Here is a 25,677-nt window from a genome sequence, read left to right as displayed (position 1 = left end):
AGATGAAAAATAGATATATAAAAATATTTTGTGTCGCAATTGTTGGTGCTTTGACATTAGCTTCATGCGATAAAGGATTCGAAGAAATGAATAAGAATCCAAATGCCTTAACAGATCCAGCTGTAAAATCTATGTTTACGCTTGCTGAGATTTATGTAGACGGACAAGATTTTTCTAACACAAGAGGAAACAATTTATACGCTGCACAAATCGTACAGCAGTTTTCTTCACTTGGAGGGCCGGGTTCAAAATACACGTATTCTTCTGAGTATTCTGCCGCTCTTTTTGGTGAAACGTACGGAAAAGGATTAAATCAGATTTTCCAATTATTATCTGTAGTAGAAAATACGCCAGAAAATACCAATATGATTCAGGCATTAAGAATCATGAAAGTTTTCTTGTTCCAAAAATTAACGGATACTTATGGTGAAGTTCCTTATTTTGAAGCTGGAAAAGGATATAACGGAAACGTGTTTTCTCCAAAGTATGATACACAAGAGGCTATTTACAATGATCTTTTAAAAGAATTAGACGAAGCTGGAACTGCACTTGATGCAGGCAAACCATTCGTTGGAAGTGCCGATTTGTACTACCAAAGTGATGTTGCAAGATGGAAAAAGCTAGCAAACTCTTTAATGCTGAGAGTAGCAATGCGTCTATCTAAAGTAAATCCTGCAAAAGCAAAAGAATTTGTAGAAAAAGCTTATGCAAAAGGAGTTTTTACTTCAAATGATGACAGTTTGGTTTTAAAACATGACGCAGGTCCTGCAGGTGTTAAAACCAATCCAATTACATCATCTTGGGTTAGAAACGATTTGAACGGAGGAGAATCTAACATTAAATTCAGTAAAACGTTTATCGATATGTTGAAAAACACAAACGATCCACGTTTAAGAATTTATGCAAAATTGGAAGCAACAGGAGATAATAATCCGGCAAGCCAGCAAGGTTTGGCAAATGATGCAAAAGAGTTTCCAGGAGGAGACAAAAAATTATTCTCAGACCCAAATACTTCTACAGTATTGCGTTTAGATGCTCCAACATTAATTATGTCTTATGCTGAGGTTCAGTTTTTATTGGCAGAAGCAGCAGTAAAAGGATGGAATGTTGGCGGATCGGCTCAGACTTACTATGAAAACGGAGTAAAGGCGGCGATGAATATCTTAACCATTTTTGGAGATAAAGTGCCTGCGGTAACTCCAGCAGAATACAACACTTATATTACAACGTATCCGTTTAAATCTGCAGGAACAGAAGCGCAGAAAATCGAACAGATTATCACTCAAAAATGGATTGTATTGTTATTCAACGGTTTTGAAGCATTCTCAGAATATAGAAGAACAGGCTACCCAGTTTTAGTTCCTGTTAATGATCCAACAGGAGAAACACAAGGAACAATTCCGAGAAGATTAATTTATGATCAGTCAGAACTTATCACAAATGAGGCTAATTATAAAGCAGCAATTCAACGTCAAGGTTTAGATTTAATGACCACAAGAATCTGGTGGGATAAATAATTTTTAAATTGGTTGGTTAGTTAAGATAAGTCGGGTACTGAGCATACCCGGCTTATTTTTAAAATCGTTTAATTGATTGATCTGATAGTAAGAAATTGAAAAATTATGGTACAGATTTAAATGCTTTTTTTTCGCAGCAAACAATAGGATTCTGCTGAAAAAGATGGATTTTATTTTCTGGATTTTAAAAATTTCAAAATAGTATACTTAAAGTTTATTTCAATTATTTGAATTTAAAAACAACCCACATCAAAATAAAATAAAACATAAGGCAGTGGAAAAGAAAATATTTCTAGTTGTATTTTAGAGTTACTAACAAAGAATAAATTTTCAAGAGAAGGAATAGTGCGGTCAGTCTTTCCTTCTCTAAAACTGCCAAATTACTTACCTTTTTTAGTAATTTTAGAAGGTATTAAAATAGTACTCTGTAAATGAATTATCAAAAACAACTTCATTGGATAATGTCCTTATTTCTGGCTGGTTTTACGTCAATTTCCTTTTCGCAGAAAATTGATTTAAAAAACAATTGGAAGTATCGTGAAGAAAAAACACAAAAATGGTATTCGGCTACTGTACCAGGAGAAATTCATACCGATTTGCTAAACAGCAAATTAATTCCAGATCCATTTTACAGAGATAATGAAAAAAAACTGCAATGGATCGAACGCAAAAACTGGGAATATAAAACTGCTTTTCAGGTTTCGGCAAATATGCTGAAAAAGAAAAATACAGAATTAGTTTTTGACGGATTAGATACTTATGCATCAGTTTATGTAAACGATAAGCTGGTTTTAAAAGCTGATAATATGTTTCGTCAATGGCGTGTTGACGTTAAAAAAGTCTTGAAATCGGGAAATAATGATTTGCGAATCGTATTTCAATCAGCACAAAATGTAGTCGATTCATTGGCTAAAAAAGATTATCCATTTATAATTCCAGACAATCCACGCGCCTATGTTCGCAAAGCGCAATACCATTTTGGCTGGGATTGGGGACCAAAATTCACCACTTGCGGAATATGGAAAACGCCAAGATTTGAAGCTTATGATGAAAAAGAGCCTGAGAAACCGTATGTTTTAAATCGAAAAATCGAATTGATACAAGACAAAGACAGTCTTGGCCGCTCTTTTTATTTTAAGATTGACGGAAAACCAGTTTACATGAAAGGAGCCAATTATATTCCGTCAGATGCTTTTCTTTCGAGAGTGACCAAAAAAGAATACGAGAAAATAGTTTTATCTGCCAAAGAAGCCAATATGAATATGCTTCGCGTTTGGGGCGGTGGTATTTATGAAGATGATTATTTCTACGATTTATGCGATAAATACGGTATAAATGTTTGGCAGGATTTTATGTTCGCAGGTACAATGATTCCTGGAGACGACGCTTTTTTTGATAATGTAAAAAAAGAAGTCCAATATCAGGTAAAGAGATTGCGCCATCATCCAAGCATTGTTTTATGGTGCGGAAATAATGAATCAGACGAAGCTTTTAAGAATTGGGGCTGGATGAAAAGTTTTAAAATTTCAAAACAAGATTCAATCCGTTTGTGGAAAGATTATACGCGTTTATTTCATGACAGTATCCCAAAATGGGTAAAAGAAGTCGATGGAAAACGTCCGTATTTAAGCTCTTCACCATTATATCATTGGTCAAAAGCAAAAAGCGTGACCGAAGGAGACAGCCACTATTGGGGAATTTGGTGGGGATTAGAAGATATTGAAGCCGTTCAGAAAAAAACAGGACGTTTTGTGAGCGAATACGGAATGCTGTCTTTGCCAAATTATAATTCAATTGAAAGTTTCACTTCGTCAGAAGACCGACAATTATATTCAGATATACTAAAAGTACATTTAAAAGCAGGCAAAGGTTTTGAAAAATTAGATTCCTATCTCGCCAAATATTTTATCGATGAATCTAAAATAAAAAAGATGAATTTGGAAGATTATGCCTATTTGAGCCAGTGTCTGCATTATTATTCCATAAAAAATATTGTTGGCATACATCGTGCTAAAGCGCCTTATAATATGGGAACTTTAATTTGGCAGTTAAATGACTGTTGGCCTGTTGCAAGTTGGAGCATTACAGATTACAATAATCGACAGCCAAAAGCTGCTTGGTATGCCATAAAAGAAGCTTATAGAGACGACATAAAACCAGAAACCGATTTTACACATCCGAAAGATTTGGCATTAGAAGACCCAAAAATCAGCTGGAAAATAAAAGGAAATAACGTAGTTGTAAAAGCTCAGAAAAGGGCAAAATATGTTTGCATTTCGATGAAAGGGTATAATGAAAAATGGAGCAATAATTATTTTGATCTAAAAGCGGGAGAAGAAAAAACAATTTCGTTTGAAGGTAAAATAGCGAAGCCAGAGATTAAGATTTATTCCTTGTATGAGGTTTTGGAAAGGTACTAAGGTTCTAAGGTGCTGAGGTTCTAAGTTGCAAATCGGCAAAGGTCTTTCGTAGAGACGCACTTCAGTGCGTCTCACCCACAGAATTTAAAAATTAAAATATATGAGAATAGTATTTAGCGGTTTTTTGGCTTTAAGTCTACTTTTTGCCAATCCGATAATTTCACAGCAAAAAAAGGCAAAACAAGCAGATGTAAATTATACACAATATGTAGATCCGCTAATTGGTTCGGCGGGGCATGGTCACGTATTTGTAGGCGCAAATGTTCCTTTTGGAGCCGTACAGTTGGGACCGGTAAATATTTTTGAAGGTTGGGATTGGTGCAGCGGTTACAATTATGCCAGTAATACGATTTTAGGTTTCACGCACACGCATTTAAGCGGAACCGGAATTGGGGATTTAAATGATATTCTCGTTTTGCCTATAAGCGGAAAAGTTGGTTTGACCAAAGGAACAAAAGAAGATATGGTAAACGGTTACGGTTCGTATTTCTCTCATAAAAACGAAGTGGTAAAACCAGGATATTACAGCGTTTTATTGGATAAATATAAAATTAAAGCTGAATTAACGGCAAGTGAAAGAGTTGGTTTTCATAAATATACTTTTGAGAACCCAAACGATTCACACATTTTAATTGATCTTGCTGACGGAATCGGCTGGGACAGACCCGTAAAAACTTTCATTAAAAAAATTAGCGAAACCAAAATTGAAGGGTATCGTTATTCTGCAGGATGGGCTGCCGATCAGCGCATTTATTTTGCAATGGAATTCTCTGAGCCGATTACAAATATTATGGTTTATGATAGTACAGCTACAGTAAAGGGAACAGAAGGCGAAGGCCTGAAAATAAAAGCGGTTTTAGATTTTAAAAACTTAAAAAGCAAACAGATTCTGGTAAAAGTCGGAATTTCTCCAGTTAGCACAGAAAATGCATCTGCCAATATAAAAGCAGAAATTCCGAATTGGGATTTTGAAGCGATCGTAAAATTGGCAGATTCAAAATGGAACAAAGAGCTAAATAAAGTTCAGATAAAAGCAGACGAAAAAACAATGAAAGTTTTCTATACTTCGTTGTATCATACCATGTTTGCACCTTCTATTTTTAATGATGCGAATGGAGATTACTTAGGAACAGATAAAAAGGTTTACGAAAAAGCCAATTTTACCAATTACACTACTTTTTCACTTTGGGATACGTACCGCGGACTGCATCCGTTATACACCATTACACAGCCAGAAAAAATCAATGATATTGTAAAATCGTTTTTAGCGATTTATCAGCAGCAAGGAAGATTGCCTGTTTGGCATTTAATGGGCAATGAAACCAATACCATGAATGGAAACCATTCAATAGCGGTTATTGTTGATGCGTATTTAAAAGGATATCGTGATTATGATATCAATTTGGCATATGAAGCGATTAAAAAAACGGCAATGCAAACCCGTGACGGAATGGATTACGTTCAGAAATTGGAATATATTCCTGCCGATAAACTTTTAGAGTCTGTTGGAAACGCTTTAGAATATGCTATTGATGATTATTGCATCGCTTTAATGGCAAAAGCTTTAAACAAAACAGAAGATTATAATTATTTCACCAAAAGAGCCAATTTATACAAAGAGTATTTTGACAAAGAAACTACTTTTATGCGTGGTAAATTGACAAATGGAAATTGGAGAACACCATTTAATCCGCTTTCGTCTGCACACCGTAAAGACGATTATGTAGAAGGAAATGCGTGGCAATACACTTGGCTGGTTCCTCAAGATCCATACGGTTTGATCGATTTATTTGGAAGCGAAGAGAAATTTATCGCAAAACTGGACTCACTTTTTCTTCTGACAGATAAAGTAGAAGGAGAGGATGTTTCGCCAGATATCAGCGGTTTAATAGGCCAATACGCGCACGGAAATGAGCCAAATCATCATATTCCGTATTTGTATGCGTATGCAGGGCAGCCTTGGAAAACAGCAAAAATAATTCGAGAAATCGATGAGAAATTCTATTCAACAAAACCAGACGGATTATGCGGTAACGAAGATTTAGGACAAATGTCGGCTTGGTATGTTTTGTCTTCTATGGGATTCTATTCAGTTAATCCAGCAAACGGAATTTATGTTTTAGGAAGTCCATTGGTAAATTCAGCCGTTATCCATCACAAAAAAGGCATTTCATTTACAATAAGTGCAATTAATAACAGTGCTTCAAATATTTATATCCAAAAAGTAGAATATAATGGGAAGCCGTACACAAAATCATACATCACACATGATATGATTGTAAAAGGCGGTGAACTTAAATTGTATATGGGAAGCAAACCGTCAGCAACATTTGGAGTGAAGAAAGAAGATAGACCTCAATAATTTAAGATTTAAGAGTTCTGATTTTAGATTTCGTAACAAGTTTTTGAAAACTGTTAGGCATGATTTAAGTTTAAGATTTATGGTCGCTTTGTCAAAGTTTAAAACTTTGACAAAGTTTGGATAATAAAAATTGGCATTTTATAAAAAAATAAATACCTAACAAGTTTTTAAACCTGTTAGGATAGCAACACAGAATATGAAAATAAAAAGTTTAATTTTTTTAGGAATAGTACAGTCCTGTCTTTTTTTAAATGCGCAGGTAAAATCTTTAGATCCTGTAGAATATGTAAACCCGTTAATGGGGACGCAGTCTTTGCATAATCTTTCAAACGGAAATACCTATCCCGCCATCTGCAGACCTTGGGGAATGAATTTCTGGACACCTCAAACGGGAAAAATGGGCGATGGATGGGCTTATACCTATACGGCAGAAAAAATCAGAGGATTTAAACAAACTCATCAGCCATCTCCTTGGATGAATGATTACGGTCAGTTTTCGATTATGCCTGTTACGGGGAAATTGGTTTTCGCTGAAGACGAACGTGCGAGTTGGTTCAGTCATAAAGCAGAAGTTTCAAAACCCTATTATTACAGCGTTTATCTGGCAGATCATGATGTTACGACTGAAATTACAACAACAGAAAGAGCTGCACATTTTCAAATCACATTTCCAGAAAACGAACACTCTTATGTTGTCGTTGATGCTTTTAATAAAGGATCATACATTAAAATTATCCCATCAGAAAATAAAATTATAGGATACACAACCCGCAATAGTGGTGGTGTTCCAGATAATTTCAAAAACTATTTTGTACTCTATTTTGATAAGCCATTTACAGCAAATTCTACTTTTAACGACAAAACTATAGAAAAAGGAAAATTAGAATTAACGGCTGGACATGCTGGCGCTGTAGTCGGTTTTAAAACTAAGAAAGGTGAAAAAGTAAATGTAAAAATAGCATCATCTTTTATAAGTTTTGAACAAGCTGAATTAAACTTAAAAAATGAATTAGGAAATGCTTCATTCGAAGAAACGGTTTCGCAATCTAAAACAGAATGGAATAAAGTTTTAGGAAAAATTGCCGTAGAAGATACGAATGAAGATCAATTAAAAACCTTTTATTCTTGTTTGTACCGTACAGTTTGTTTTCCTCAAAAACAATATGAAATCAATAAAGACGGCGATATAGTACATTACAGCCCATATAATGGAAAAGTTCTACCAGGTTATATGTATGCAGGAACTGGATTTTGGGATACTTTCCGTGCCTTGTATCCCTTATTAAATCTGGTTTATCCTTCGATAAATAAAGAAATGCAAGAAGGATTAATAAACGATTATAAAGAGGGCGGATTTCTGCCAGAATGGTCAAGTCCAGGTTTTAGAAATGTCATGGTTGGAAATAATTCTGCTTCTGTAGTTTCTGATGCTTATATGAAAGGATTGCGCGGTTATGATATCAATACTTTGTACGAAGCTTTACAGCACGGAGCCAATAATGAAGGACCAATGGATGCTGTAGGAAGGAAAGGAGTTAAGTACTACAACACTTTAGGATACATTCCTTATGACGTCAGAATAAATGAAAACGCAGCGAGAACATTAGAATATGCTTATGATGATTTTGCAATCTGGAAATTGGCAAAAGCTTTAGATCGTCCTAAAAAAGAAATCAATTTGCTTGAAAAGCGAATGATGAATTATAAAAATCTCTATAATCCTTCTGTTGGATTAATGAGCGGACGAAATAAAGACGGCAGTTTTCCGGCCAATTTTAATCCGTTCAAATGGGGAGACGCTTTTACAGAAGGTAACAGCTGGCATTACAGCTGGAGCGTTTTTCACGACATTCAAGGTTTAATTGATTTAATGGGAGGAGAAAAGAATTTCACTGCAAAATTGGACGATGTATTTACAATGCCTCCAGTTTTTGATGACAGTTATTATGGAGCTGTTATTCATGAAATCCGTGAAATGCAGATTATGAACATGGGACAATACGCTCACGGAAATCAGCCAATTCAGCACATGATTTATTTATATAATTATGCAGGAGAACCTTGGAAAACGCAATATTGGTCAAGAGAAGTGATGAACCGTTTGTACAAACCAACTCCAGATGGTTATTGCGGAGACGAAGATAACGGACAAACTTCTGCATGGTATATTTTCTCAGCCATGGGATTTTATCCAGTTTGTCCAGCGACAGACGAATATGTTTTGGGAGCGCCTTTGTTTAAGAAAACAACGTTACAGTTAGAAAACGGAAAACAGCTTATTATCAATGCACCGAATAATTCAGAAACCAACAAATATGTAAACGAATTGAAATGGGATAATGCTTCTCATTCTAAAAATTACATCAACCATTTTGATGTATTAAAAGGAGGCGAATTAAATTTTGATATGACAAGTTCTCCGAATTTAAAAAGAGGTACAACAAAAGAAGCCTACCCATATTCGTATTCAAATTCAAAATAAAAAGATATGCAGTCACGTAGAAAATTTATAAAAAACGCAGGCATTTTTTCCGCAGGAGTATTAGCACTTCAAACAGAAGCTTTCGGATTTAATTCAGATGCCTTTCAGTTGCCGCTAAAAGATTTTGTTTCTAAAAGGCCTCCAGTTGCTGAAAGAAAATTTACAAGTAAAGCGATTGAAGCTGCGATCGTGCGCATTAAAAAACAAATTGCCAATCCAGAATTGGCATGGATATTCGAAAACTGTTTTCCAAATACATTAGATACAACAGTAGATTTTGAAATTATTGACGGAAAACCAGATACATATGTAATTACGGGTGATATTGATGCCATGTGGCTTAGAGACAGTACAGCTCAGATCTGGCCTTATATTCCGTTTGTAAAAGAAGATCCAAAATTGGCAGAATTGGTAAAAGGAGTAATTAATCGTCAAGCGAAATGTATTTTGCTGGATCCGTATGCGAATGCTTTTTATAAAGATTTCACTAAGGAAAGTGAGTGGAAAAACGATCTTACCAAGATGCAACCCGGAATTCATGAAAGAAAATGGGAAATTGACAGTTTGTGTTATCCAGTTCGATTAGCGCACGGATATTGGAAAGAAACGGGAGACATCAGCTTATTTGATACCAAATGGAAAGAAGCCATGCTTTTGATTCTGCAGACTTTTAAAGAACAGCAGCGAATGGATGGCAAGGGCGGTCCTTATAGTTTTCAGCGTCAGACGGCTTGGGCGACAGATGGAGTTCCGTTAGGCGGTTATGGTTATCCCGTAAAACCTTGCGGATTAATCGTTTCGACTTTCCGACCAAGCGACGATTCTACTTTATTCGGTTACCTGATTCCGAGCAATATGTTCGCTATTGAAATATTAGGCTATCTGATTGAAATTTTCTCTCTTCCAGCTTTAAAAGATAATGATTTAGTAGCGAAAGCCACAAAATTAAGAGATGAGGTTCAAAACGGATTAAAAGAACATGGAATTATCAATCATCCAAAATTCGGAAAAATCATTGCTTTTGAAGTAAACGGTTACGGCAGTTTCCATATGATGGACGATGCTAATGTACCTTCTTTATTATCATTGCCATATTTAGGTGCGATTGCTCCAAATGATCCTTTATATCTTAACACAAGAAAAGTGGTATTGTCTGAAAATAATCCGTTTTTCTATAAAGGAAAAGCAGGAGAAGGTATCGGAGGTCCGCACACAGGAGTTGATACCATTTGGCCTATGAGTATTGTTTTGAGAGCCATTACGAGTGTAGACGAAAATGAAATAAAAGCTTGTATCAGTAATTTGATTAAAACCAATGCAGATACTGGATTTATGCACGAATCTTTCCATAAAGACGATGTCAATAAATTTACCCGTAAATGGTTTGCTTGGGCGAATACATTATTTGGCGAAATGATTGTACATACCAGTATACATTTTCCTCAAATTCTAAAAGATAAAAATATCTAGTACTAAAGCTTAATAATTAAAAATGAATACATCACACGCCATTGGGCTAGATATAGGAGGAACGCATATTACAGCTGCGGTTATTAATAAAACAGAGATGAAAGTGCTTGACTTTTCGCTCTGTAAAGAATCCTTCGATTCGAATAGGCCAGTACACGAGGTTATGAACATTTGGAAAAAAGTAATCAGCACCTCAATTGAAAATTCTAAGATTAATGACATTACAGGAATTGCTATTTGCATGCCTGGACCATTTGATTATAAAACCGGAATTTGCTGGATTAAAGATCAGTCTAAATACGAACATTTTTACGGATTGAACATTAGAGAATTGCTTCTCGAAACTCTTGATTTTCCTTCAGATTTTCCAGTTCTTTTTGAAAATGATGCGGTTTGCTTTGGAAAAGGAGAAGTTTTTAAACAACAAGAAAATCTTTCTAAAAAATTAATGGCCGTTACATTAGGAACAGGATTAGGAGCTTGTTTTATTGATAAAGGAACATCTATCAGCTCAGGAACTTCTGTTCCAACTGACGGAGAAATATACAACCTGCCTTATAGGGATGGAATTGCAGAAGATTATGTTTCAGTTAGAGGTCTTTTGTCGCATTATAAATCTTTGAGCAATAAAGATCTTAATAATGGATTAGAACTTTATAATCTAGCAAAAAACGGAGATAAGCAAGCAATCTTGGTATTTGAAAGAATGGGAGAGGATTTAGCCGAAGTTGTTATTCCGTGGATTAAAAAATTTGCAGCAGACCATATTATTATTGGCGGTAAAATTGCTAATGCAAGTGATTTGTTTCTGTTTTCATTTGATAAAGTAATTCAGGAATCTGGTTTAAAAATCGAAATTTCAATTTCAAATGACAATGAAATCGCTGCCTTATTAGGAGCGGTCAGTTTTCTATGTGATTAAAAACAGAAAAGGATGAGGTTTAGTTCATCCTTTTTTGTTTTAAGAAGTAATTTCAAATCCTAGTTTGAATTATTAACGGATGAATACAAGCCAAATAAAAACTATTGTCAGAATTGATATTCAAAGTCATTTAAGGCTTGATTCCATAAGATTTCTTGGATATCCCATGAGCCTCTGTTTGAGGGTGCTTCTAATTTTTGAGCAATTATTATTTTCTCACCGTCAGTGCGCACGTTAATCATACCGTAAACTGTTACTAAACGCTCTTTGTCTATTGGTATGGCTGAAGAAGTTTTGTTTTGAGTTCTTTGCAAAAATTCTGGTGTAGATCTGGAAAGCTCTGTTGAAAATATCAATGATCTTAAACCACGACTATACTTTCCAATGGTTCCAAGCGTATCTGGACGCGGATGGCAGTGCGGTTCTTCATCTCCACTAGAAATAATGGTGGCAATAGGGTTTAGCGCATCCATAAACTCGCTAGTAAAGTCAGATGAACCATGATGGCAAGATTTGGCTATGTCAGTTTGAAAAACTGTCCTTGCTTGAAGTATTGCGGCACGAAGAGCATTTTCAGCATCCTGTCTTTGGGCCGCAGTGGCTGATTTAAGTGCAGCTCGAAGTGCTGGAATATCTGCTCCAGTATAATGTTTCATCAAATGATCTTCAGCGGGTTCATTTAAATCTCCTCCAATGAGCAGTTTGACTTTGCCTATTTTAAGTTTTAGAATAATAGAATGACCATTTTTAGTTTTGCCTTTATTGTCTTTAAAAACCTGTAAAGCTCTTTTACCTTGAATGTTTTCCGTAACAGGTCCTAAAATTTCCATAACTGTATTTTGACTGCCAAGAGCAGTTAGTCCAGCACGCAGCCCGATTTTATCTGCCGTGGTTTTTAACAGCATTTTAATGTAATTCCCTTGTCCTGTGGGAGAGCTTACTCTGTTTTGAAAGTCTGAGTTATATTCACAAAGATCAGTAATGTAATCTTTACCTTGATGAGAGATTAATGTCCCGAGTGAAGATGGATCTTCTCCGCTTTTTTCGATCATGCAGTTATGATATACTTTTTTTATTGTAAAGGTTTTACGTCCTTCTTTTTCATGTGTGAAAATTTTGGTGAAACCAGCATAATGATCTTCATCTGAATGTGAAATAATGATATCCATGGGAGGTGGAAACTTGCCAGGTTTGTTAAGATTGAATCTCCATTTTAAAAAGCGGAACATATTATCAGAGGCACCTGCATCTATAATGTAATGCTGATCTTCGGGGGTAACTACGTGACAGCCGTCTCCTTGACCGACATCAACAAAATTAACCTCTAGTATTCTGTTGGGCTGTATTTCTTCAGGTCTGATCCAGCCGCTTTGATTTCTTCCTCTAACCTTGACATATTGTTTGTTATTATGTTCTTTGTAGACAGGAAGACCATCAGGTCCTGTTAGAAGACCGATCCAATCTCCAAATAATAAGTGTTTTACCCATTTAAATGTTGTTTTGCCTTTTTTGTCTGTAACATAGTCCATTATTTTTACAGAAGGGAACGTGGCAAATCCATATTTGTTATTGATAATTTTCTGATCCATTTTTTTGTGATATTGGTTAGAAATAGTGTTTTGTTTTTGAGTGCTAATATTTTTGTATTCTTAGTGTTTAAAATATTGATTTACACAAAGTTATTTAAAATGATTCTTGTGGCTTCAAGTATAACTACCTGATTAGCAGCTATGAAAATTAAAGATGCAGTTTTAAAACCTTACTATATTTGAATCGTGATTCGATAATCTTTAATAGAGCAATAAAATAGCGCACAAAAAAAATTGCGAAACTTTTTGAGAAATTTTGTAAATATTGGATATTCGTGTAAAAGACAATCCCCTTCAAATTATTTAATTTGAAGGGGATTGTTGTATTTCTCGATTTCTTGAAAATATTAAAAAAGAAAGCCTCTCACCAGATTTATGGGTTTTAAAGTTAGGAGAAAAAGGGACAAATTTTCCCATCCCATTTATACTGTTTCTAATTTTTTCTAATGTACTACGCAACAATTCTACCATTAACTTTAAAATGTGACGTTTTAATGTGTAATGTATTGCTTTTTAATTAGTTATAGTTCTTTTTTTTGATTAAAAAAAATGCGTTTTTAATTTATAATAGCACGAAAAATCACAAAAATAAAAATGGCAAATAGTGAAATAATTGCCATTTTTAACTCTTACCGAAATTATCTGGCAAGAGTCGCTTCAAACTCTACCTTTAAAGTTTCAAAAAGAGACTTGACTTCCAAAACTGTACTAGTTTGCTGTACCTGATTTTTGCTGAGCCACTGCTGTATAACATCGAAGTTCTCAAATAATTCAGAAGAATCAATGGTATAAATATTGAGACGAACGAGATTTCGAGCTTCATATCCACTTGATCGAATAACTTTTTCAAGATTTTCAATGGTGTGGATAATCTGCGTCCTCATATCAGAATTGCTCGATATTCCGTCTTCACTAATGGCACATTGGCCTGACACATATAAAGTGGCATCTGCATGTTTAACTTCAACTGCCTGCACATAATTTCTGGCATCCTGCCAGTTCCAAGGATTGATTACTTTCTTTTCCATTTCTATAAAAATATTATGAGACAAAGCTCAAGATATTTTTTCATTCACCCGTGTGACAAACCTCACAATTAATAAAATCAAGAAAACAGACGGCTTAAGGTTTCCCTGGACACGCCAAGGTAAGAAGCAAGCAGTAATTTTGGAATTCGTTGTACCAAAGCTGGATTTCGGGCTATCAGCTGCTCATATCTTTCTTTTGCCCCCAAGGTTAAAAATGATAAAATCCGTTGCTGAGAACCGATATGACCGGCAATTGATTTACGAAGGAAAAAGCGTTCTATCTTTTGTAGATGATTACACAACATTTCAAAATTTTCTAGTGATAGACAAAGTAATTCAGTGTCTTCCAAACATTCTAAAGTAAATGAAGCATACCCCCTCGTATAAAAGGCCGAAACATCGGTTTCCCACCAATCTTCCATTGCAAATGAAACAATATGCTGTTTGATATTCTTGTCTGTATAATAGAACTTCATAAGACCGGACAAAACAAAGTATATATATTTTACGTCTTCACCCTCCTTAAAAATACATTCAGATTTTTTATATTGTTTGTGAATAAAACATTCTCTTACAAATGCAAATTCTTCGTCAGTAAGGGGAACGACTTTCTCTATATGTTCTTTTAGCAAATTATATTTATCTTCCATTGGATTCTAGGTACCAATTGTGGCTGTTTCGGTTTGTTTTTAATTTATTCCAATCCATATCAAATATACAGCTTTATAAAGATGCCGCTAGTACATTATACAAAGATCTTGGATATGTAAAAATGGAAGATAGGAAATTCCTAAAGCTTTTACCAGTATAGATTTCCGGTAAACGTACGCTGTTACCACACTCCTTTAAAAAAAAAATTACTGAAATGAGCAAATTGTAAAAATTAATTGAATTGAGCTCTATATTGTTGTGGGCTCTGTTTGGTTTTTAATTTAAATAATCTGCTAAAGGATTGAGGCTGTTCAAAACCTAATTCAAATGCAATTTCAGAAATGCTAAGAGCTGTAGCAGATAACTTATTTTTAGCACGATAAATCATTTTATCATGAATAATTTGTTGGGTGTTTTGCCCGGTAAGTTTTCTTAATAGATCACTTAAATAACTTGCTGACATATGCAGCTGATCAGCTAAATAATTAACGGTTGGAACTCCAGCATTCAAGGCCTTATCACTATTAAAATAATCCTCCAGCAACTGATCAATACGATCGGTAAGACTAGAATAGTTTTGTTTTCTCGTAAGAAACTGCCTATTATAAAAACGTTGTGCATAGTTTAGTAATAGTTCAATTTGAGATATGATCACATTATGGCTCATTTCGTCTATACGGTTTTCAAGCTCTTCTTCAATATTTCTGAATAGCGATAGAATAGTTTCTTTTTCTTTTGTCGAAAGGTGAAGCGATTCATTGGCAGCATAAGAGAAAAAGGTATACTGATGGATCTTTTGTGCCAATGGGTATTGCAGTAAAAAATCAGGATCTATAAGCAGTGTGATCTGCGGACTAAGTATTTTTTGTTGTGCAGTTTCCTCTTTATCATTATCTTCTATTGAAGATAGAATTTGCTGTGGAGCTACAAAAAACAAACCTCCCTCTTTAAAATCAAATTTAGTCTTGCCGTACATCAACTCTCCTCCGGCATTTGGTTTAAAAGCTATTTTATAATAATTCAACACATGCGATTTTTTAGGCGCATGGCCTTTAAGCGGCTTGTCCACTCCGTTTAGCAAAACGATTAAAGGGTGCTTTGGAGGCGGAAAACCAGATGTCTCCATTACGTCAGCCAGCGTATTGAATCTTTTTATGGATTGATTCGATTTTTTTGAAACCATGTTATAAAAATTCTAGAATACAAGTTAAGCAATATTCGCTTTTTCCCTAGAAAAAAAGCGAATAAAAGCACGTCAAAAACATCATAGATGGGATTAGCCTTGAGCTGCTTCTGAAACAGTTTTCCAAGTTTCCCATTCCTGAAGACGTTCAGCATAGGTTTGTTGAATATATGGCAAATCATTTTTACCCAAAAGCAATCTCAATGGTGGATTTTCAGCATCTACAACTGCAAATATAGCCTCGGGAGTGGCAATAGGATTTCCTCGTTCCAGCTTTTGTAAATTTTCAATCAACCTGCTTTTTAAATCATCATAATCCGCTATTTTTTTGCTGGCTATTTTTAGCGATTCGGCACTGCCAAATTCAGTGCTGTATGCCCCAGGTTCAATCAGCGTTACTTTGATGCCAAATGTGGCAACTTCTTTCGATAAACTATCATAGATAGCTTCAAACGCAAATTTTGAAGAACAGTAATAACCAATAAGAGGATTGCTATAAATGCCAACGGCGCTGGATGTCCCCAAAATATGGCCATAACCTTGAGCCCGCAGTATAGGCAATGCCGCCTGAATTATATGGATAGCTCCCATAATATTGGTTTCGTACATGGCCTTTATCTCATCGGTGCTGCTCTCTTCGATGGTGCCCACCAGAGAATATCCTGCATTATTGAACACAATATCTAATCTTCCAAAATATCTATTGGCCTCACTGATGGCATTCTGCACTTGCGAGGCATTGGTTACATCCACTTCAAGAACCAAAACCTGATCGCCATACATTTCTTTTAATGTGGCAATGCTATTGATGTTGCGTGCTGTAGCTGCGACTTTGTCTCCGCGTTTTAGGGCGGCTTCTGTCCATATTTTTCCAAAACCTCTTGAAGATCCTGTAATGAACCAAACTTTTTCTTTCTGTTTATTTTCCATTTTTTAATTGTATAAATATAACGGCAAAGTTGGTTCCAAATAGAGATAATGGCGTTGCTTAAATGAGGATTGTCATAACCAAAATGAAAAATTGATAATTAGATTCGAAAATGGTAATGGTAAAAACAAGATTTGGAGGGTTTAACTGGCAGGGACATTGCTGTTTTGGCGAGAATATAATTATTTTGTTGGGATTTTGTTACATCAAGTTTTTGGATATCAGTGGATTATAAGTAACTTGTTTGTAAAATAAACCAAATTTTGAGTTGAATATTTCCGAACTCACTGCAGATTCGAACCAAAGTTCAGTATTGTTGGTTTTGTTCATTTTTCTATTGCGTTTTTCTGCCACGATTCTGACACGAAACTTCTTTGCGGTTTTGAAAATAATGAAAATGCACCTAAAAGGCAAAACTCTGCAAATCGTTTGATTTGCAGGGTTTTCCGTGAATTTTAGCCTTTTTTGTAAACTTTGAGTCTCTTTTTAAGCTCTCAGCGGAGAAAGAGGGATTCGAACCCCCGGACCTGTTACAGTCAACAGTTTTCAAGACTGCCGCATTCGACCGCTCTGCCATTTCTCCAGTATGTCGCTATCATTTTCTGATTGCGAGTGCAAAGATAAGTTGTTTTTTGAATTGTGAAAATTTTTTTTGAACTATTTCTAAAAAAAAAATATGCTATAAAAAAGAAAAACCCTTAACAAAGTTAAAGGTTTTAAAAGTCAGCGGAGAAAGAGGGATTCGAACCCCCGGACCTGTTACAGTCAACAGTTTTCAAGACTGCCGCATTCGACCGCTCTGCCATTTCTCCAGTATGTCGCGATCATTATCTGATTGCGGGTGCAAATATAAGACGGTTTTTCGGTTATAAAAACTTTTTTCGGACTTTTTTTTGAAGTTTTTTAAGATAATTTTCAAGTGTCTAATTATCAGTATTTCCGAAGTGATATTTTTTAAAAAATTAATCTAAATCGTCTAAAATTGGCGTTGGTTTTTTATGTTCGTCGACGGCAACAAACGAAAAAGTTCCTGAAACTACCGTTTCTCGAAGTTCAGTATACATTTGTTCCATAAAAATATCGACATGAATTTTACAGCTGGTTCTTCCAACGCTATCCACTTTTGCTACTAATTCGATTAAGGTTCCTGCGGGAATTGCTTTTTTGAAATCAATTTGGCCCGTAGAAATCGTAACTACTTTTTTACGGCTAAAACGTGTAGCGCAGATAAAAGCAACTTCATCCATTAAATGAAGAGCAGTTCCACCAAATAAAGTATCGTAATGATTTGTTGTGCTAGGAAAAACGGCTTTAAAAATACGAGTTTCTGATTTTTGAATTCTTTCTTCTACTGTTCCCATATTAGTAATTAACGTATTCTGTAATTTCAAGTCCGTATCCAATCATACCAACGCGTTTTGTTTGTTCTGTGTTCGAAACCAATCTGATTTTAGAAATATCTATATCATGAAGAATTTGAGCTCCGATACCGTAATCTTTACTGTCAATAATAACTTTAGGAGCTTTTAAAGTTCCGTTAGCTTGCAATGACTTTAGCTCAGAAATTCTGTTTAAAAGGTTAACAGCCGTCATGTCTTGATTGATAAAGATAACAGCGCCTTTTCCGTTTTCATTAATCACTTTAAACATATCATCTAACTGCTGTTCAGCATTATTAGTCAAAGTTCCTAATAAATCGTTATTCACTTGAGAAGAGTGTATTCTGGTTAAAATTGGTTCGCCAAGATTCCAAGTTCCTTTCGTTAAAGCGATATGAATTTGTTTGTTTGTTGTTTGTTCGTAAGCTCTTAAACGAAAAGTTCCAAAACGAGTTTCGATGTCGAAATCTTCTTTTTTAACGATTAAGCTATCGTGCTGCATTCTATAAGCAACCAAATCTTCAATAGAAACTAATTTCAAATCAAATTTTTTAGCTACTTTAATCAATTCTGGCAGACGAGACATTGTTCCATCCTCGTTTAAAATTTCGCATATTACCCCTGCAGGTTTAAATCCAGCTAGACGCGCAAAATCAATTGCAGCTTCAGTATGGCCGGTTCTTCTCAAAACTCCGCCTTGTTTGGCAATTAAAGGGAAAATATGACCAGGACGAGCTAAATCATGAGGTTTTGTATTTGGGTCAACTAATGACTGAACTGTTTTTGATCTATCAGCAGCAGAAATCCCAGTTGTAACGCCTTGTCCTTTCAAATCAACAGAAACCGTAAAAGCTGTTTCCATATGATCTGTATTGTTGGTTACCATTGCGCGAAGATCCAGTTCCTTGCATCGGCTTTCTGTAAGTGGTGTACAAATTAAACCGCGTCCATGGGTAGCCATAAAGTTGATCATTTCTGGAGTTACTTTTTCGGCAGCAGCCAAAAAATCACCTTCATTTTCACGATCTTCATCATCGACTACAATGATTACTTTACCTTGACGAATATCTTCTATAGCTTCTTCAATGGTATTCAATTGTATTTTTGTTGTTGACATAATTATTTTTGCTTTTGAGCAGGTAAAAACCGCTCAGAGATTTTCTGAATTAGTTGTGAAATCGGAGTTGTAATCGCATCAAAATTAATTAAACCGTTGTCGTTTGTAGCACGATAGGTTAATAAAATTGCTAGAGGAGAGAGTATAAAAGACGACATCCACGATCCCATAAACGGAGTCATTCCGCCTTCTTGAGATAATCTTTTTCCGAATGTATTGATGAAATGGAAAGTAATAAAGATTAAAACCGCAAATACAATAGGAAGGCCAAGTCCTCCTTTTCTAATAATCGCACCAAGCGGAGCCCCAATAAAGAACATTAGGAAACAGGCAAACGCAATAACAAATTTTTCGTATAACGCATTATAATGTTTGTTGATCTCTCGCTCTTTGTCTTTTAAATCCTTCTGCGTAGTTTCGATAGAATAAATATTGCTGGTAATATTGCTTCCTGCCATTTTTAAAATATCTACTTTATCTTTATTAGAGTAAATAGACAAAACATCGTTTGGAATAGGTTTTTTCTTGATGTCTTTTTGAGAATTTTGAGGAAATTTTTTAATTCCAACTCGCTGATTGATATTTTCAGAAAAAGAAACAATTTCGTTGTCTAAATTTTTGCTCAACGAGTCCAAAGTGTAGCGTAGCTCATTAACATTTAGCATGGCATTTGTTCCTGCAATACTTTCTTTACTATCATCAACTTTGTTTAATTCAGATAAATCGATATTGATAATCTGTGTCTTAAATTTTCCTTTTATAAAAGGCATTTTAGCACGATCCTCATATTTTTTTGGAGTGACATCTTGGTAGTAGTAGCCGTCATTCAAAACTAGTTTTAATATGCTAGATTTCTCGTTACTGACTAATTCACCAGTTTTAGCTTTAATTACGGTTTTATTTTCACCCATATTATTCGCTTTCTCATGGATCGTCACACCAGTTAAATGATTGCCGTTTTCGCCAGATTTTTTGTTTACTTTAATATTGTAAGTGCCTACATCATTAAATTGACCCTCAGCAATAGCCATAGCTGGCTTGGCTTGAGCAATGTTTTTTCTAAAGTTGACAAACTTGTATTCGGCATACGGAATCACATTGTTGGCAAACCAAAAAGCAACAATACTTAAAACGAAAATAAAAATAATCAATACTCTCATTGCTCTTTGCAAGGAGATTCCCGAAGATTTCATGGCCGCGAATTCATAGTTCTCGGCTAGATTTCCGAAAGTCATGATGGATGCTAATAGAACCGAAAGAGGTAAAACCAACGGAATAATACGTGGCATAGAAAAAAGCAGGAATTTCACGACCAAAATTAAGTCGAGATCTTTTCCTGCTAGTTCTGATATAAATAGCCATACTGTTTGCAGTATGAATATGAAAAATAAGATTACAAATACCGTGGTAAATGTAAGTAAGAATGTTTTTAATAAGTATTTGTCTAGAATTTTCAACCTTCTGATTAATCTAATTTATTGATGTAGTATTTCGGGTATTTACTCGCTACAAAGGTAAATTGATTTTTTGATAATGGCTGATTGGTTTTAAAAGAATTAACGGTTAAAGTTGTTTTTGTTCCGTTTTTTCCAGTTTCAATCAAATTGTAAATGTGTTTTGTCTGAACGTCAATACCTAACAAAATTTCTTTTCTTTGGTCTTTTCCGCTAGTTGGAACTAATTTGATATATTGAATTTTTCTTCCTTTTACATTCTGAACGATGTCCATGTTGTATTTGTAGCCAGAATTGAAGAAAGTAAGCATTTTTGAAGGAGTAATTGCATTATCATCTTTCTCGTTTACTTTAGAAATGGTAACTTCTTCGTCTTCAGGAACGATAGTGTATGTTTTTTGACCGTCAAAGATTTTAGTAACGCCCATGAAATTCAAAACATATTGATTTCCTTTCATAGTTACGTTTCCTTTACTGTCTTGATTGATATTTTCTTTGGCATTATTCAAAGAATATTTAAAATCGATAACAATATTGTCGTAGCTTTTTATTTTAGAAGTTACTTCGTTCAATAAATCTTTCGCTTTTTTATCTTGAGCCTGAATAGAAGTGAAGCTCAAAAGCAAAATAATTGCCATTTGAAAACACTTTTTAGTCATGTTTGTGATAGAATTGTTGTTGATTTCTTGAATTTTTGCTTTCATGATTGGATTAATTTTGTTCATTATTAAAAAATTGATCAAGAGCATTTAAATCTAAGATGTTCACACTACGTGCTTTACTGCCTTCAAATGGACCAACAATACCTGCTGCCTCAAGTTGATCGATCAATCGACCCGCTCTGTTGTATCCTAATTTTAATTTTCGTTGCAATAAAGAAGCAGAACCCTGCTGTGCATTGACAATAATCTCTGCCGCTTCTCTAAATAAAGTATCTCTTTCGGAAATATCTATATCAAGATTGATGCCACTTTCTTCTCCAACAAACTCTGGAAGCAAATAAGCTGTAGCGTATGCCTTTTGTCCTCCAATAAAATCTGTAATTTTTTCCACTTCAGGAGTGTCAATGAAAGCACATTGCACACGAATTACGTCGTTTCCATTAGTGTATAATAAATCTCCACGTCCAATAAGCTGATCGGCTCCCTGAGTATCTAAAATGGTTCTAGAGTCAATTTTCGAAGTTACTCTAAACGCAATTCTGGCAGGGAAATTGGCTTTAATTAAACCTGTAATAACGTTTACAGACGGTCTTTGTGTTGCGATAATCAAGTGAATACCAATAGCACGGGCTAATTGAGCCAAACGAGCAATCGGAACTTCGACTTCTTTTCCCGCGGTCATAATCAAATCGGCAAACTCATCGACAACCAAAACAATGTATGGCAAAAATCGATGTCCAGCTTCTGGATTTAATTTTCTAGACTTAAATTTTTCATTGTATTCTTTAATATTACGAACCATCGCATCTTTTAGCAAAGAATAACGATTATCCATCTCCACGCAAAGCGAATTTAAAGTGTTCACAACTTTTGCATTATCAGTAATAATAGCATCTTCTGTGTCGGGAAGTTTGGCTAAATAATGTCTTTCAATTTTATTGAAAAGTGTAAGCTCAACTTTTTTCGGATCGACCAAAACAAATTTTACTTCTGCTGGATGCTTTTTGTATAAAAGTGAAGTTAAAACCGCATTTAGTCCGACAGATTTTCCTTGTCCAGTTGCTCCAGCCATCAGTAAGTGAGGCATTTTGGCAAGATCGACAACAAAAGTTTCGTTTGAAATGGTTTTTCCTAATGCAATTGGCAATTCCATTTCTGCTTCTTGGAACTTTGCTGCTCCAATAACACTTTTCATCGAAACCATGGTTGGGTTTTTGTTCGGAACCTCAATACCGATAGTACCTTTTCCTGGAATTGGTGCAATAATACGAATTCCTAGTGCTGATAATGATAAAGCGATATCATCTTCTAAACTCTTAATTTTAGAAATTCTGATTCCTGCTTCTGGCACAATTTCATATAAAGTAACCGATGGTCCAACGGTTGCCTTAATTTGTGCAATTTCAATTTTGTAGTTACGAAGCGTATCTACAATCCTGTTTTTATTTTCTTCTAATTCTTCCTGATTAATTGTAATTCCGCCAGTCGAATATTCTTTTAATAAATCGATGGTCGGGAATTTGTAATTTGATAAATCCAAAGTCGGATCAAATAAACCGAAATCTGCAACTAGACGAGAAGCTAAATTTTCTTCAATAATATCCTCTTCTTCTGCCTTTTCAATTACAAAAGCTTCATCGGGATTAACTAATGGCAGTTCTTGTTTTGGAGTAATTGGTTTTAAAGTTGGATTTAAATCAATTTCCGAAGGATGAGAGATTGTCGGTTTTAAAGCTTCTTTATTAAGTTCAAATTGAGAATCGACAGTTTTGATGTGGATGTTGTCTAATTCAGGGTCGTTTTCTTCTTGTTTTTCTTCTACAATAGCAAATTCCTCCAAATTATAAGCACTTTCCGGCTGATTTACAGCTGGCTTTAAAGTGTCTAATTCCGATTTGAATTCTTTTTTAGTAGAATCAAAATACGATTGAATTTTTTCTGGAGATAATTTGATTTTGAAAATCAGATAGACGATTAAACCAAAAAGCAGTGTAAGCAAAGTACCTGTTTTCCCGATATAATCTTGAAGGAATAAATTTAATTCATAACCAATTGTTCCTCCTAATTCTGGCGCAGAAGTAGCAAAGAAACCAAATAAGATAGAAACTACTATAATAGCAAAGATATCCCAGAACCAAGTGTTTTTAAGTTTTTGAGTCGAAAGCTCTAGCGCTAAAAACATTCCGGTAAGGAAAAATAAACGTACAAAAATGAAAGAGGCAAGTCCGAAGCCTCTGTAAATAATTAAATCGGCAAGATAAGCCCCGAATTTTCCGAGCCAGTTCTCTGCAACTTCAGTGCGGTCTCCAAGTTGGTCTACAACACTTTGGTCGTTTTGCCATTGTCCATTAACATAAAAAGAAATAAATGCAACTAATAGTGCAATAGAAAAAAGAACCAAAAGACATCCTAAAACAAATTTTTGTTGTTTAGATATTTTAAAAGATCTTTTATTTCCTTCTTGTTTGTCGTTTTTTTTATCTACAGTTTCTTTTTTATTTTTTGCCATTCTTGCGTTTTCCTTTGCCTAAATAAATTTTGGAATATAAATAATCAAGCCTATTGCAATTGCAGTCATTGCGGCAAAAAATACCGCTCCGGCAGCAATATCTTTAATAAATCCAATTCGTTTGCTGTAATCAGGATGAATAAAATCGGCAATTTTTTCAACTGCTGTATTTAATCCTTCGACAGCTAAAACTAAACCGATTGCCAAGGTTTGACAAAGCCATTCGGTTTGTGAAATATGAAAATAAAAGCCTAAAATAGTCACTATGATTCCCAATGAAAATTGAACCATAATGCTGTGTTCAGTCTTAATTAATTTTACAGCGCCGTTAAAAGCATAAGTCATGCTTTTTAAACGGCCTGTAACAAATGTATTATCTTTTTGAAACTCCATTTACAGGAAAATATTATAATGCTGCTAAAGCTGCTTCGTAATTTGGTTCGTTTGCAATCTCTGCTACTTGTTCTGTGTGAACGATTTTTCCGTTAGCATCAACAACAATGATCGCTCTTGAGTGTAGACCTGCTAATGGTCCGTCAACAATCTCTAATCCATTTGCTTTACCAAAAGCACCAGTTTGGAAATCTGATAAGTTTACCACATTTTCTAAGCCTTCAGCACCGCAGAAACGTTTTTGAGCAAAAGGTAAATCTCTAGAAATACATAAAACAGTAGTGTTTTCTAATCCGCTAGCGCTTTCGTTGAATTTTCTAACAGATGCTGCACAAGTTCCTGTATCAACACTTGGGAAAATATTTAAAACTAATTTTTTACCAGCGAAATTGCTTAATGAAGCAACTGATAAATCGTTTTGTACTAATTTGAAGTCAGCTAATTGCGATCCAACAGCTGGTAATTCGCCTGATGTATGAACTGGATTTCCTCCTAATGTGATAGATGCCATGATTTTTGTTTAAAATTAATGAGGCTCAAAAGTAAGGATTAATATTTGAATCTAAAAGTATTTGTTAAGGGTTTAAGGAGAGATTAAGGATGGATTTTGGATAGCCACGAATTCATCAATTTATCTAATAATTTTAGAGTTAGTACGTCTGTCAGGCTGAGCGAAGTCGAAGCCCAAATAAGCAGCTCGGCATGGTAAATCATTAATCCTTGTAGCATTAACTTTACGCGGGCTTCGACTCCGCTCAGCTTGACAAAGATTATCTAGAATGGAACAGAATGCCACTGATACTGTAAACTAAAAAAAGCGTCTCTAAATTAGAAACGCTTTCTCAGCTTTGTTTTTTTATTTATTCTTGGGAAGGGGTCGATTTACTTATCGATTGAACCTAAAACACGTTTCATGAACGTATTTAAAGCTTCTTTTTTGTCTGTTCCTTGAGCAACTAATTTTTGTACTTCAAGGGCGCCATACATATTTGAAATCAATTCACCGATTACATCTAATTCTTCGTCTTTTAGAGAAGGAATTTCCGTCATCGCTTCTAGAACTTCGATCGTTTCAATGATATAATCCTGATCGTTTTCTTCGATGAATTGTGTTAAATGCTTAATTACTGGTAATTTCATAGTTTAGACTTCTTAGATTTTTAGACATTCTTAGACTTCTTAGACCTTTTTTAGTTTGTAGACAACTTCTAAGAAGTCTAAAAATCTAAGTTAGTCTAACGATCTAAAATTAAACAATTGCGTTTACAAGATCGATTAAAACTTCTTGTTTGTTAGTTTGCGTTTCGCCCACTAATTGTCCGTTTACGAAAGTTGCAAATGTTGGCAAGTTGCTCACATTAGCTAATTTTCTTGATTCAGGAGAATTTTCTGCATCAACCAAAACAAAAGTGATAGCTTCATTTTCTGTGGCTAATTTTTTGAATTTTGGTTTCATAATACGGCAATTTCCACACCATGATGCTGAATATTGCACTACTACTTTTTCGTTTTTAGCAACTAAATCTGCTAACGTATCTTCGTTTAAGTCGATTAACATAAGTTTTATTTTTAAGACACTAAGTCGCTAAGGTTCTAAGATGCTAAGTTTGC

The 25,677-nt window shown here is 34.9% G+C and carries 20 protein-coding genes and 2 tRNA genes; 6 read left to right on the top strand and 16 right to left on the bottom strand.

Going from position 1 to position 25,677, the window contains the following annotated elements; translation table 11 throughout:
* Positions 1–2: 2 nt before the first annotated feature.
* The 6 genes from BLP44_RS07615 to BLP44_RS07590 all read left to right on the top strand — a co-directional run bounded on the left by BLP44_RS07615 (position 3) and on the right by BLP44_RS07590 (position 11,173).
* Positions 3–1,517 carry a SusD/RagB family nutrient-binding outer membrane lipoprotein gene (locus tag BLP44_RS07615; RefSeq protein ID WP_008461989.1) on the top strand — a complete coding sequence of 505 codons (1,515 nt, stop codon included), beginning with the start codon at positions 3–5 and terminating at the stop codon, positions 1,515–1,517.
* Positions 1,518–1,948: 431 nt separating this feature from the next.
* Positions 1,949–3,937: a beta-mannosidase gene (locus BLP44_RS07610; RefSeq protein WP_244511697.1), complete on the top strand. Its 1,989-nt coding sequence runs from the start codon at positions 1,949–1,951 to the stop codon at positions 3,935–3,937.
* 100 nt (positions 3,938–4,037) lie between these two features.
* Positions 4,038–6,299: a GH92 family glycosyl hydrolase gene (locus tag BLP44_RS07605; protein ID WP_091131183.1), complete on the top strand. Its 2,262-nt coding sequence runs from the start codon at positions 4,038–4,040 to the stop codon at positions 6,297–6,299.
* Positions 6,300–6,495: 196 nt separating this feature from the next.
* Complete coding sequence (locus BLP44_RS07600; RefSeq protein WP_091131179.1) at positions 6,496–8,781, top strand: GH92 family glycosyl hydrolase; 2,286 nt, start codon at positions 6,496–6,498, stop codon at positions 8,779–8,781.
* A 6-nt stretch (positions 8,782–8,787) separates the two neighbouring features.
* Positions 8,788–10,251: a glycoside hydrolase family 125 protein gene (locus BLP44_RS07595; RefSeq protein WP_091131176.1), complete on the top strand. Its 1,464-nt coding sequence runs from the start codon at positions 8,788–8,790 to the stop codon at positions 10,249–10,251.
* 22 nt (positions 10,252–10,273) lie between these two features.
* The gene (locus BLP44_RS07590; protein ID WP_091131172.1) at positions 10,274–11,173 is read left to right on the top strand and encodes an ROK family protein; all 900 of its coding nucleotides are present in this window, start codon (positions 10,274–10,276) and stop codon (positions 11,171–11,173) included.
* A 107-nt stretch (positions 11,174–11,280) separates the two neighbouring features.
* On the opposite strand, the gene BLP44_RS07585 is transcribed toward BLP44_RS07590, so the two are convergent.
* The 16 genes from BLP44_RS07585 to BLP44_RS07510 all read right to left on the bottom strand — a co-directional run bounded on the left by BLP44_RS07585 (position 11,281) and on the right by BLP44_RS07510 (position 25,624).
* Positions 11,281–12,762: a ComEC/Rec2 family competence protein gene (locus BLP44_RS07585; protein WP_091131167.1), complete on the bottom strand. Its 1,482-nt coding sequence runs from the start codon at positions 12,760–12,762 to the stop codon at positions 11,281–11,283.
* A gap of 638 nt (positions 12,763–13,400) precedes the next feature.
* Positions 13,401–13,790: a RidA family protein gene (locus BLP44_RS07580; RefSeq protein WP_008462000.1), complete on the bottom strand. Its 390-nt coding sequence runs from the start codon at positions 13,788–13,790 to the stop codon at positions 13,401–13,403.
* A 77-nt stretch (positions 13,791–13,867) separates the two neighbouring features.
* Positions 13,868–14,440, bottom strand: a complete 573-nt coding sequence (locus BLP44_RS07575; RefSeq protein WP_091131165.1) for a Crp/Fnr family transcriptional regulator — start codon at positions 14,438–14,440, stop codon at positions 13,868–13,870.
* A gap of 233 nt (positions 14,441–14,673) precedes the next feature.
* The gene (locus BLP44_RS07570) at positions 14,674–15,624 is read right to left on the bottom strand and encodes a helix-turn-helix domain-containing protein (RefSeq protein WP_091131161.1); all 951 of its coding nucleotides are present in this window, start codon (positions 15,622–15,624) and stop codon (positions 14,674–14,676) included.
* 93 nt (positions 15,625–15,717) lie between these two features.
* On the bottom strand, positions 15,718–16,554 hold the full coding sequence (locus BLP44_RS07565; RefSeq protein ID WP_008462003.1) for an SDR family NAD(P)-dependent oxidoreductase: 837 nt from the start codon (positions 16,552–16,554) through the stop codon (positions 15,718–15,720).
* Positions 16,555–17,050: 496 nt separating this feature from the next.
* A tRNA-Ser gene (locus BLP44_RS07560) sits at positions 17,051–17,135 on the bottom strand.
* 144 nt (positions 17,136–17,279) lie between these two features.
* Positions 17,280–17,364 (bottom strand) — tRNA-Ser (locus tag BLP44_RS07555).
* 150 nt (positions 17,365–17,514) lie between these two features.
* Positions 17,515–17,913, bottom strand: a complete 399-nt coding sequence (locus BLP44_RS07550; RefSeq protein ID WP_008462012.1) for an acyl-CoA thioesterase — start codon at positions 17,911–17,913, stop codon at positions 17,515–17,517.
* A 1-nt stretch (position 17,914) separates the two neighbouring features.
* A complete protein-coding gene (gene ribB, locus BLP44_RS07545) occupies positions 17,915–19,048 on the bottom strand; it encodes a 3,4-dihydroxy-2-butanone-4-phosphate synthase (protein ID WP_160783599.1) in 1,134 nt (377 codons plus the stop codon).
* Between the two features lie 2 nt (positions 19,049–19,050).
* Complete coding sequence (locus tag BLP44_RS07540; protein ID WP_066032497.1) at positions 19,051–20,505, bottom strand: LptF/LptG family permease; 1,455 nt, start codon at positions 20,503–20,505, stop codon at positions 19,051–19,053.
* 8 nt (positions 20,506–20,513) lie between these two features.
* Positions 20,514–21,206, bottom strand: coding sequence for an outer membrane lipoprotein periplasmic chaperone LolA1 (locus BLP44_RS07535; RefSeq protein ID WP_083219897.1), 693 nt, complete (start codon positions 21,204–21,206; stop codon positions 20,514–20,516).
* Positions 21,207–21,213: 7 nt separating this feature from the next.
* On the bottom strand, positions 21,214–23,673 hold the full coding sequence (locus BLP44_RS07530; RefSeq protein ID WP_008462022.1) for a DNA translocase FtsK: 2,460 nt from the start codon (positions 23,671–23,673) through the stop codon (positions 21,214–21,216).
* A gap of 18 nt (positions 23,674–23,691) precedes the next feature.
* Complete coding sequence (locus tag BLP44_RS07525) at positions 23,692–24,066, bottom strand: diacylglycerol kinase family protein (RefSeq protein WP_008462024.1); 375 nt, start codon at positions 24,064–24,066, stop codon at positions 23,692–23,694.
* 13 nt (positions 24,067–24,079) lie between these two features.
* Entirely contained in the window at positions 24,080–24,577 is a 498-nt protein-coding gene (gene tpx, locus BLP44_RS07520; protein WP_091131153.1) for a thiol peroxidase, read from the bottom strand.
* A 371-nt stretch (positions 24,578–24,948) separates the two neighbouring features.
* Positions 24,949–25,206, bottom strand: coding sequence for a DUF6952 family protein (locus BLP44_RS07515; RefSeq protein WP_008462029.1), 258 nt, complete (start codon positions 25,204–25,206; stop codon positions 24,949–24,951).
* A 109-nt stretch (positions 25,207–25,315) separates the two neighbouring features.
* Positions 25,316–25,624: a thioredoxin family protein gene (locus BLP44_RS07510; RefSeq protein ID WP_008462030.1), complete on the bottom strand. Its 309-nt coding sequence runs from the start codon at positions 25,622–25,624 to the stop codon at positions 25,316–25,318.
* Positions 25,625–25,677: the final 53 nt, after the last annotated feature.

The organism is Flavobacterium anhuiense, assembly GCF_900101855.1.
Taxonomy (GTDB): domain Bacteria; phylum Bacteroidota; class Bacteroidia; order Flavobacteriales; family Flavobacteriaceae; genus Flavobacterium; species Flavobacterium anhuiense.
Note: the sequence above shows the minus strand (reverse complement) of the source record. Positions and strands in the feature narration are given on the sequence as shown.

Bases quoted from the DNA above. Each gene is read 5' to 3' on its own strand.
- BLP44_RS07575 (WP_091131165.1), bottom strand. From the start codon at position 14,440: ATGGAAGATAAATATAATTTGCTAAAAGAACATATAGAGAAAGTCGTT.
- BLP44_RS07610 (WP_244511697.1), top strand. From the start codon at position 1,949: ATGAATTATCAAAAACAACTTCATTGGATAATGTCCTTATTTCTGGCT.
- BLP44_RS07590 (WP_091131172.1), top strand. From the start codon at position 10,274: ATGAATACATCACACGCCATTGGGCTAGATATAGGAGGAACGCATATT.
- BLP44_RS07565 (WP_008462003.1), bottom strand. From the start codon at position 16,554: ATGGAAAATAAACAGAAAGAAAAAGTTTGGTTCATTACAGGATCTTCA.
- BLP44_RS07585 (WP_091131167.1), bottom strand. From the start codon at position 12,762: ATGGATCAGAAAATTATCAATAACAAATATGGATTTGCCACGTTCCCT.
- BLP44_RS07615 (WP_008461989.1), top strand. From the start codon at position 3: ATGAAAAATAGATATATAAAAATATTTTGTGTCGCAATTGTTGGTGCT.
- tpx (WP_091131153.1), bottom strand. From the start codon at position 24,577: ATGGCATCTATCACATTAGGAGGAAATCCAGTTCATACATCAGGCGAA.
- BLP44_RS07600 (WP_091131179.1), top strand. From the start codon at position 6,496: ATGAAAATAAAAAGTTTAATTTTTTTAGGAATAGTACAGTCCTGTCTT.
- BLP44_RS07550 (WP_008462012.1), bottom strand. From the start codon at position 17,913: ATGGGAACAGTAGAAGAAAGAATTCAAAAATCAGAAACTCGTATTTTT.
- BLP44_RS07510 (WP_008462030.1), bottom strand. From the start codon at position 25,624: ATGTTAATCGACTTAAACGAAGATACGTTAGCAGATTTAGTTGCTAAA.
- BLP44_RS07570 (WP_091131161.1), bottom strand. From the start codon at position 15,624: ATGGTTTCAAAAAAATCGAATCAATCCATAAAAAGATTCAATACGCTG.
- BLP44_RS07605 (WP_091131183.1), top strand. From the start codon at position 4,038: ATGAGAATAGTATTTAGCGGTTTTTTGGCTTTAAGTCTACTTTTTGCC.
- BLP44_RS07580 (WP_008462000.1), bottom strand. From the start codon at position 13,790: ATGGAAAAGAAAGTAATCAATCCTTGGAACTGGCAGGATGCCAGAAAT.
- BLP44_RS07525 (WP_008462024.1), bottom strand. From the start codon at position 24,066: ATGGAGTTTCAAAAAGATAATACATTTGTTACAGGCCGTTTAAAAAGC.
- BLP44_RS07595 (WP_091131176.1), top strand. From the start codon at position 8,788: ATGCAGTCACGTAGAAAATTTATAAAAAACGCAGGCATTTTTTCCGCA.
- BLP44_RS07530 (WP_008462022.1), bottom strand. From the start codon at position 23,673: ATGGCAAAAAATAAAAAAGAAACTGTAGATAAAAAAAACGACAAACAA.
- BLP44_RS07515 (WP_008462029.1), bottom strand. From the start codon at position 25,206: ATGAAATTACCAGTAATTAAGCATTTAACACAATTCATCGAAGAAAAC.
- ribB (WP_160783599.1), bottom strand. From the start codon at position 19,048: ATGTCAACAACAAAAATACAATTGAATACCATTGAAGAAGCTATAGAA.
- BLP44_RS07535 (WP_083219897.1), bottom strand. From the start codon at position 21,206: ATGAAAGCAAAAATTCAAGAAATCAACAACAATTCTATCACAAACATG.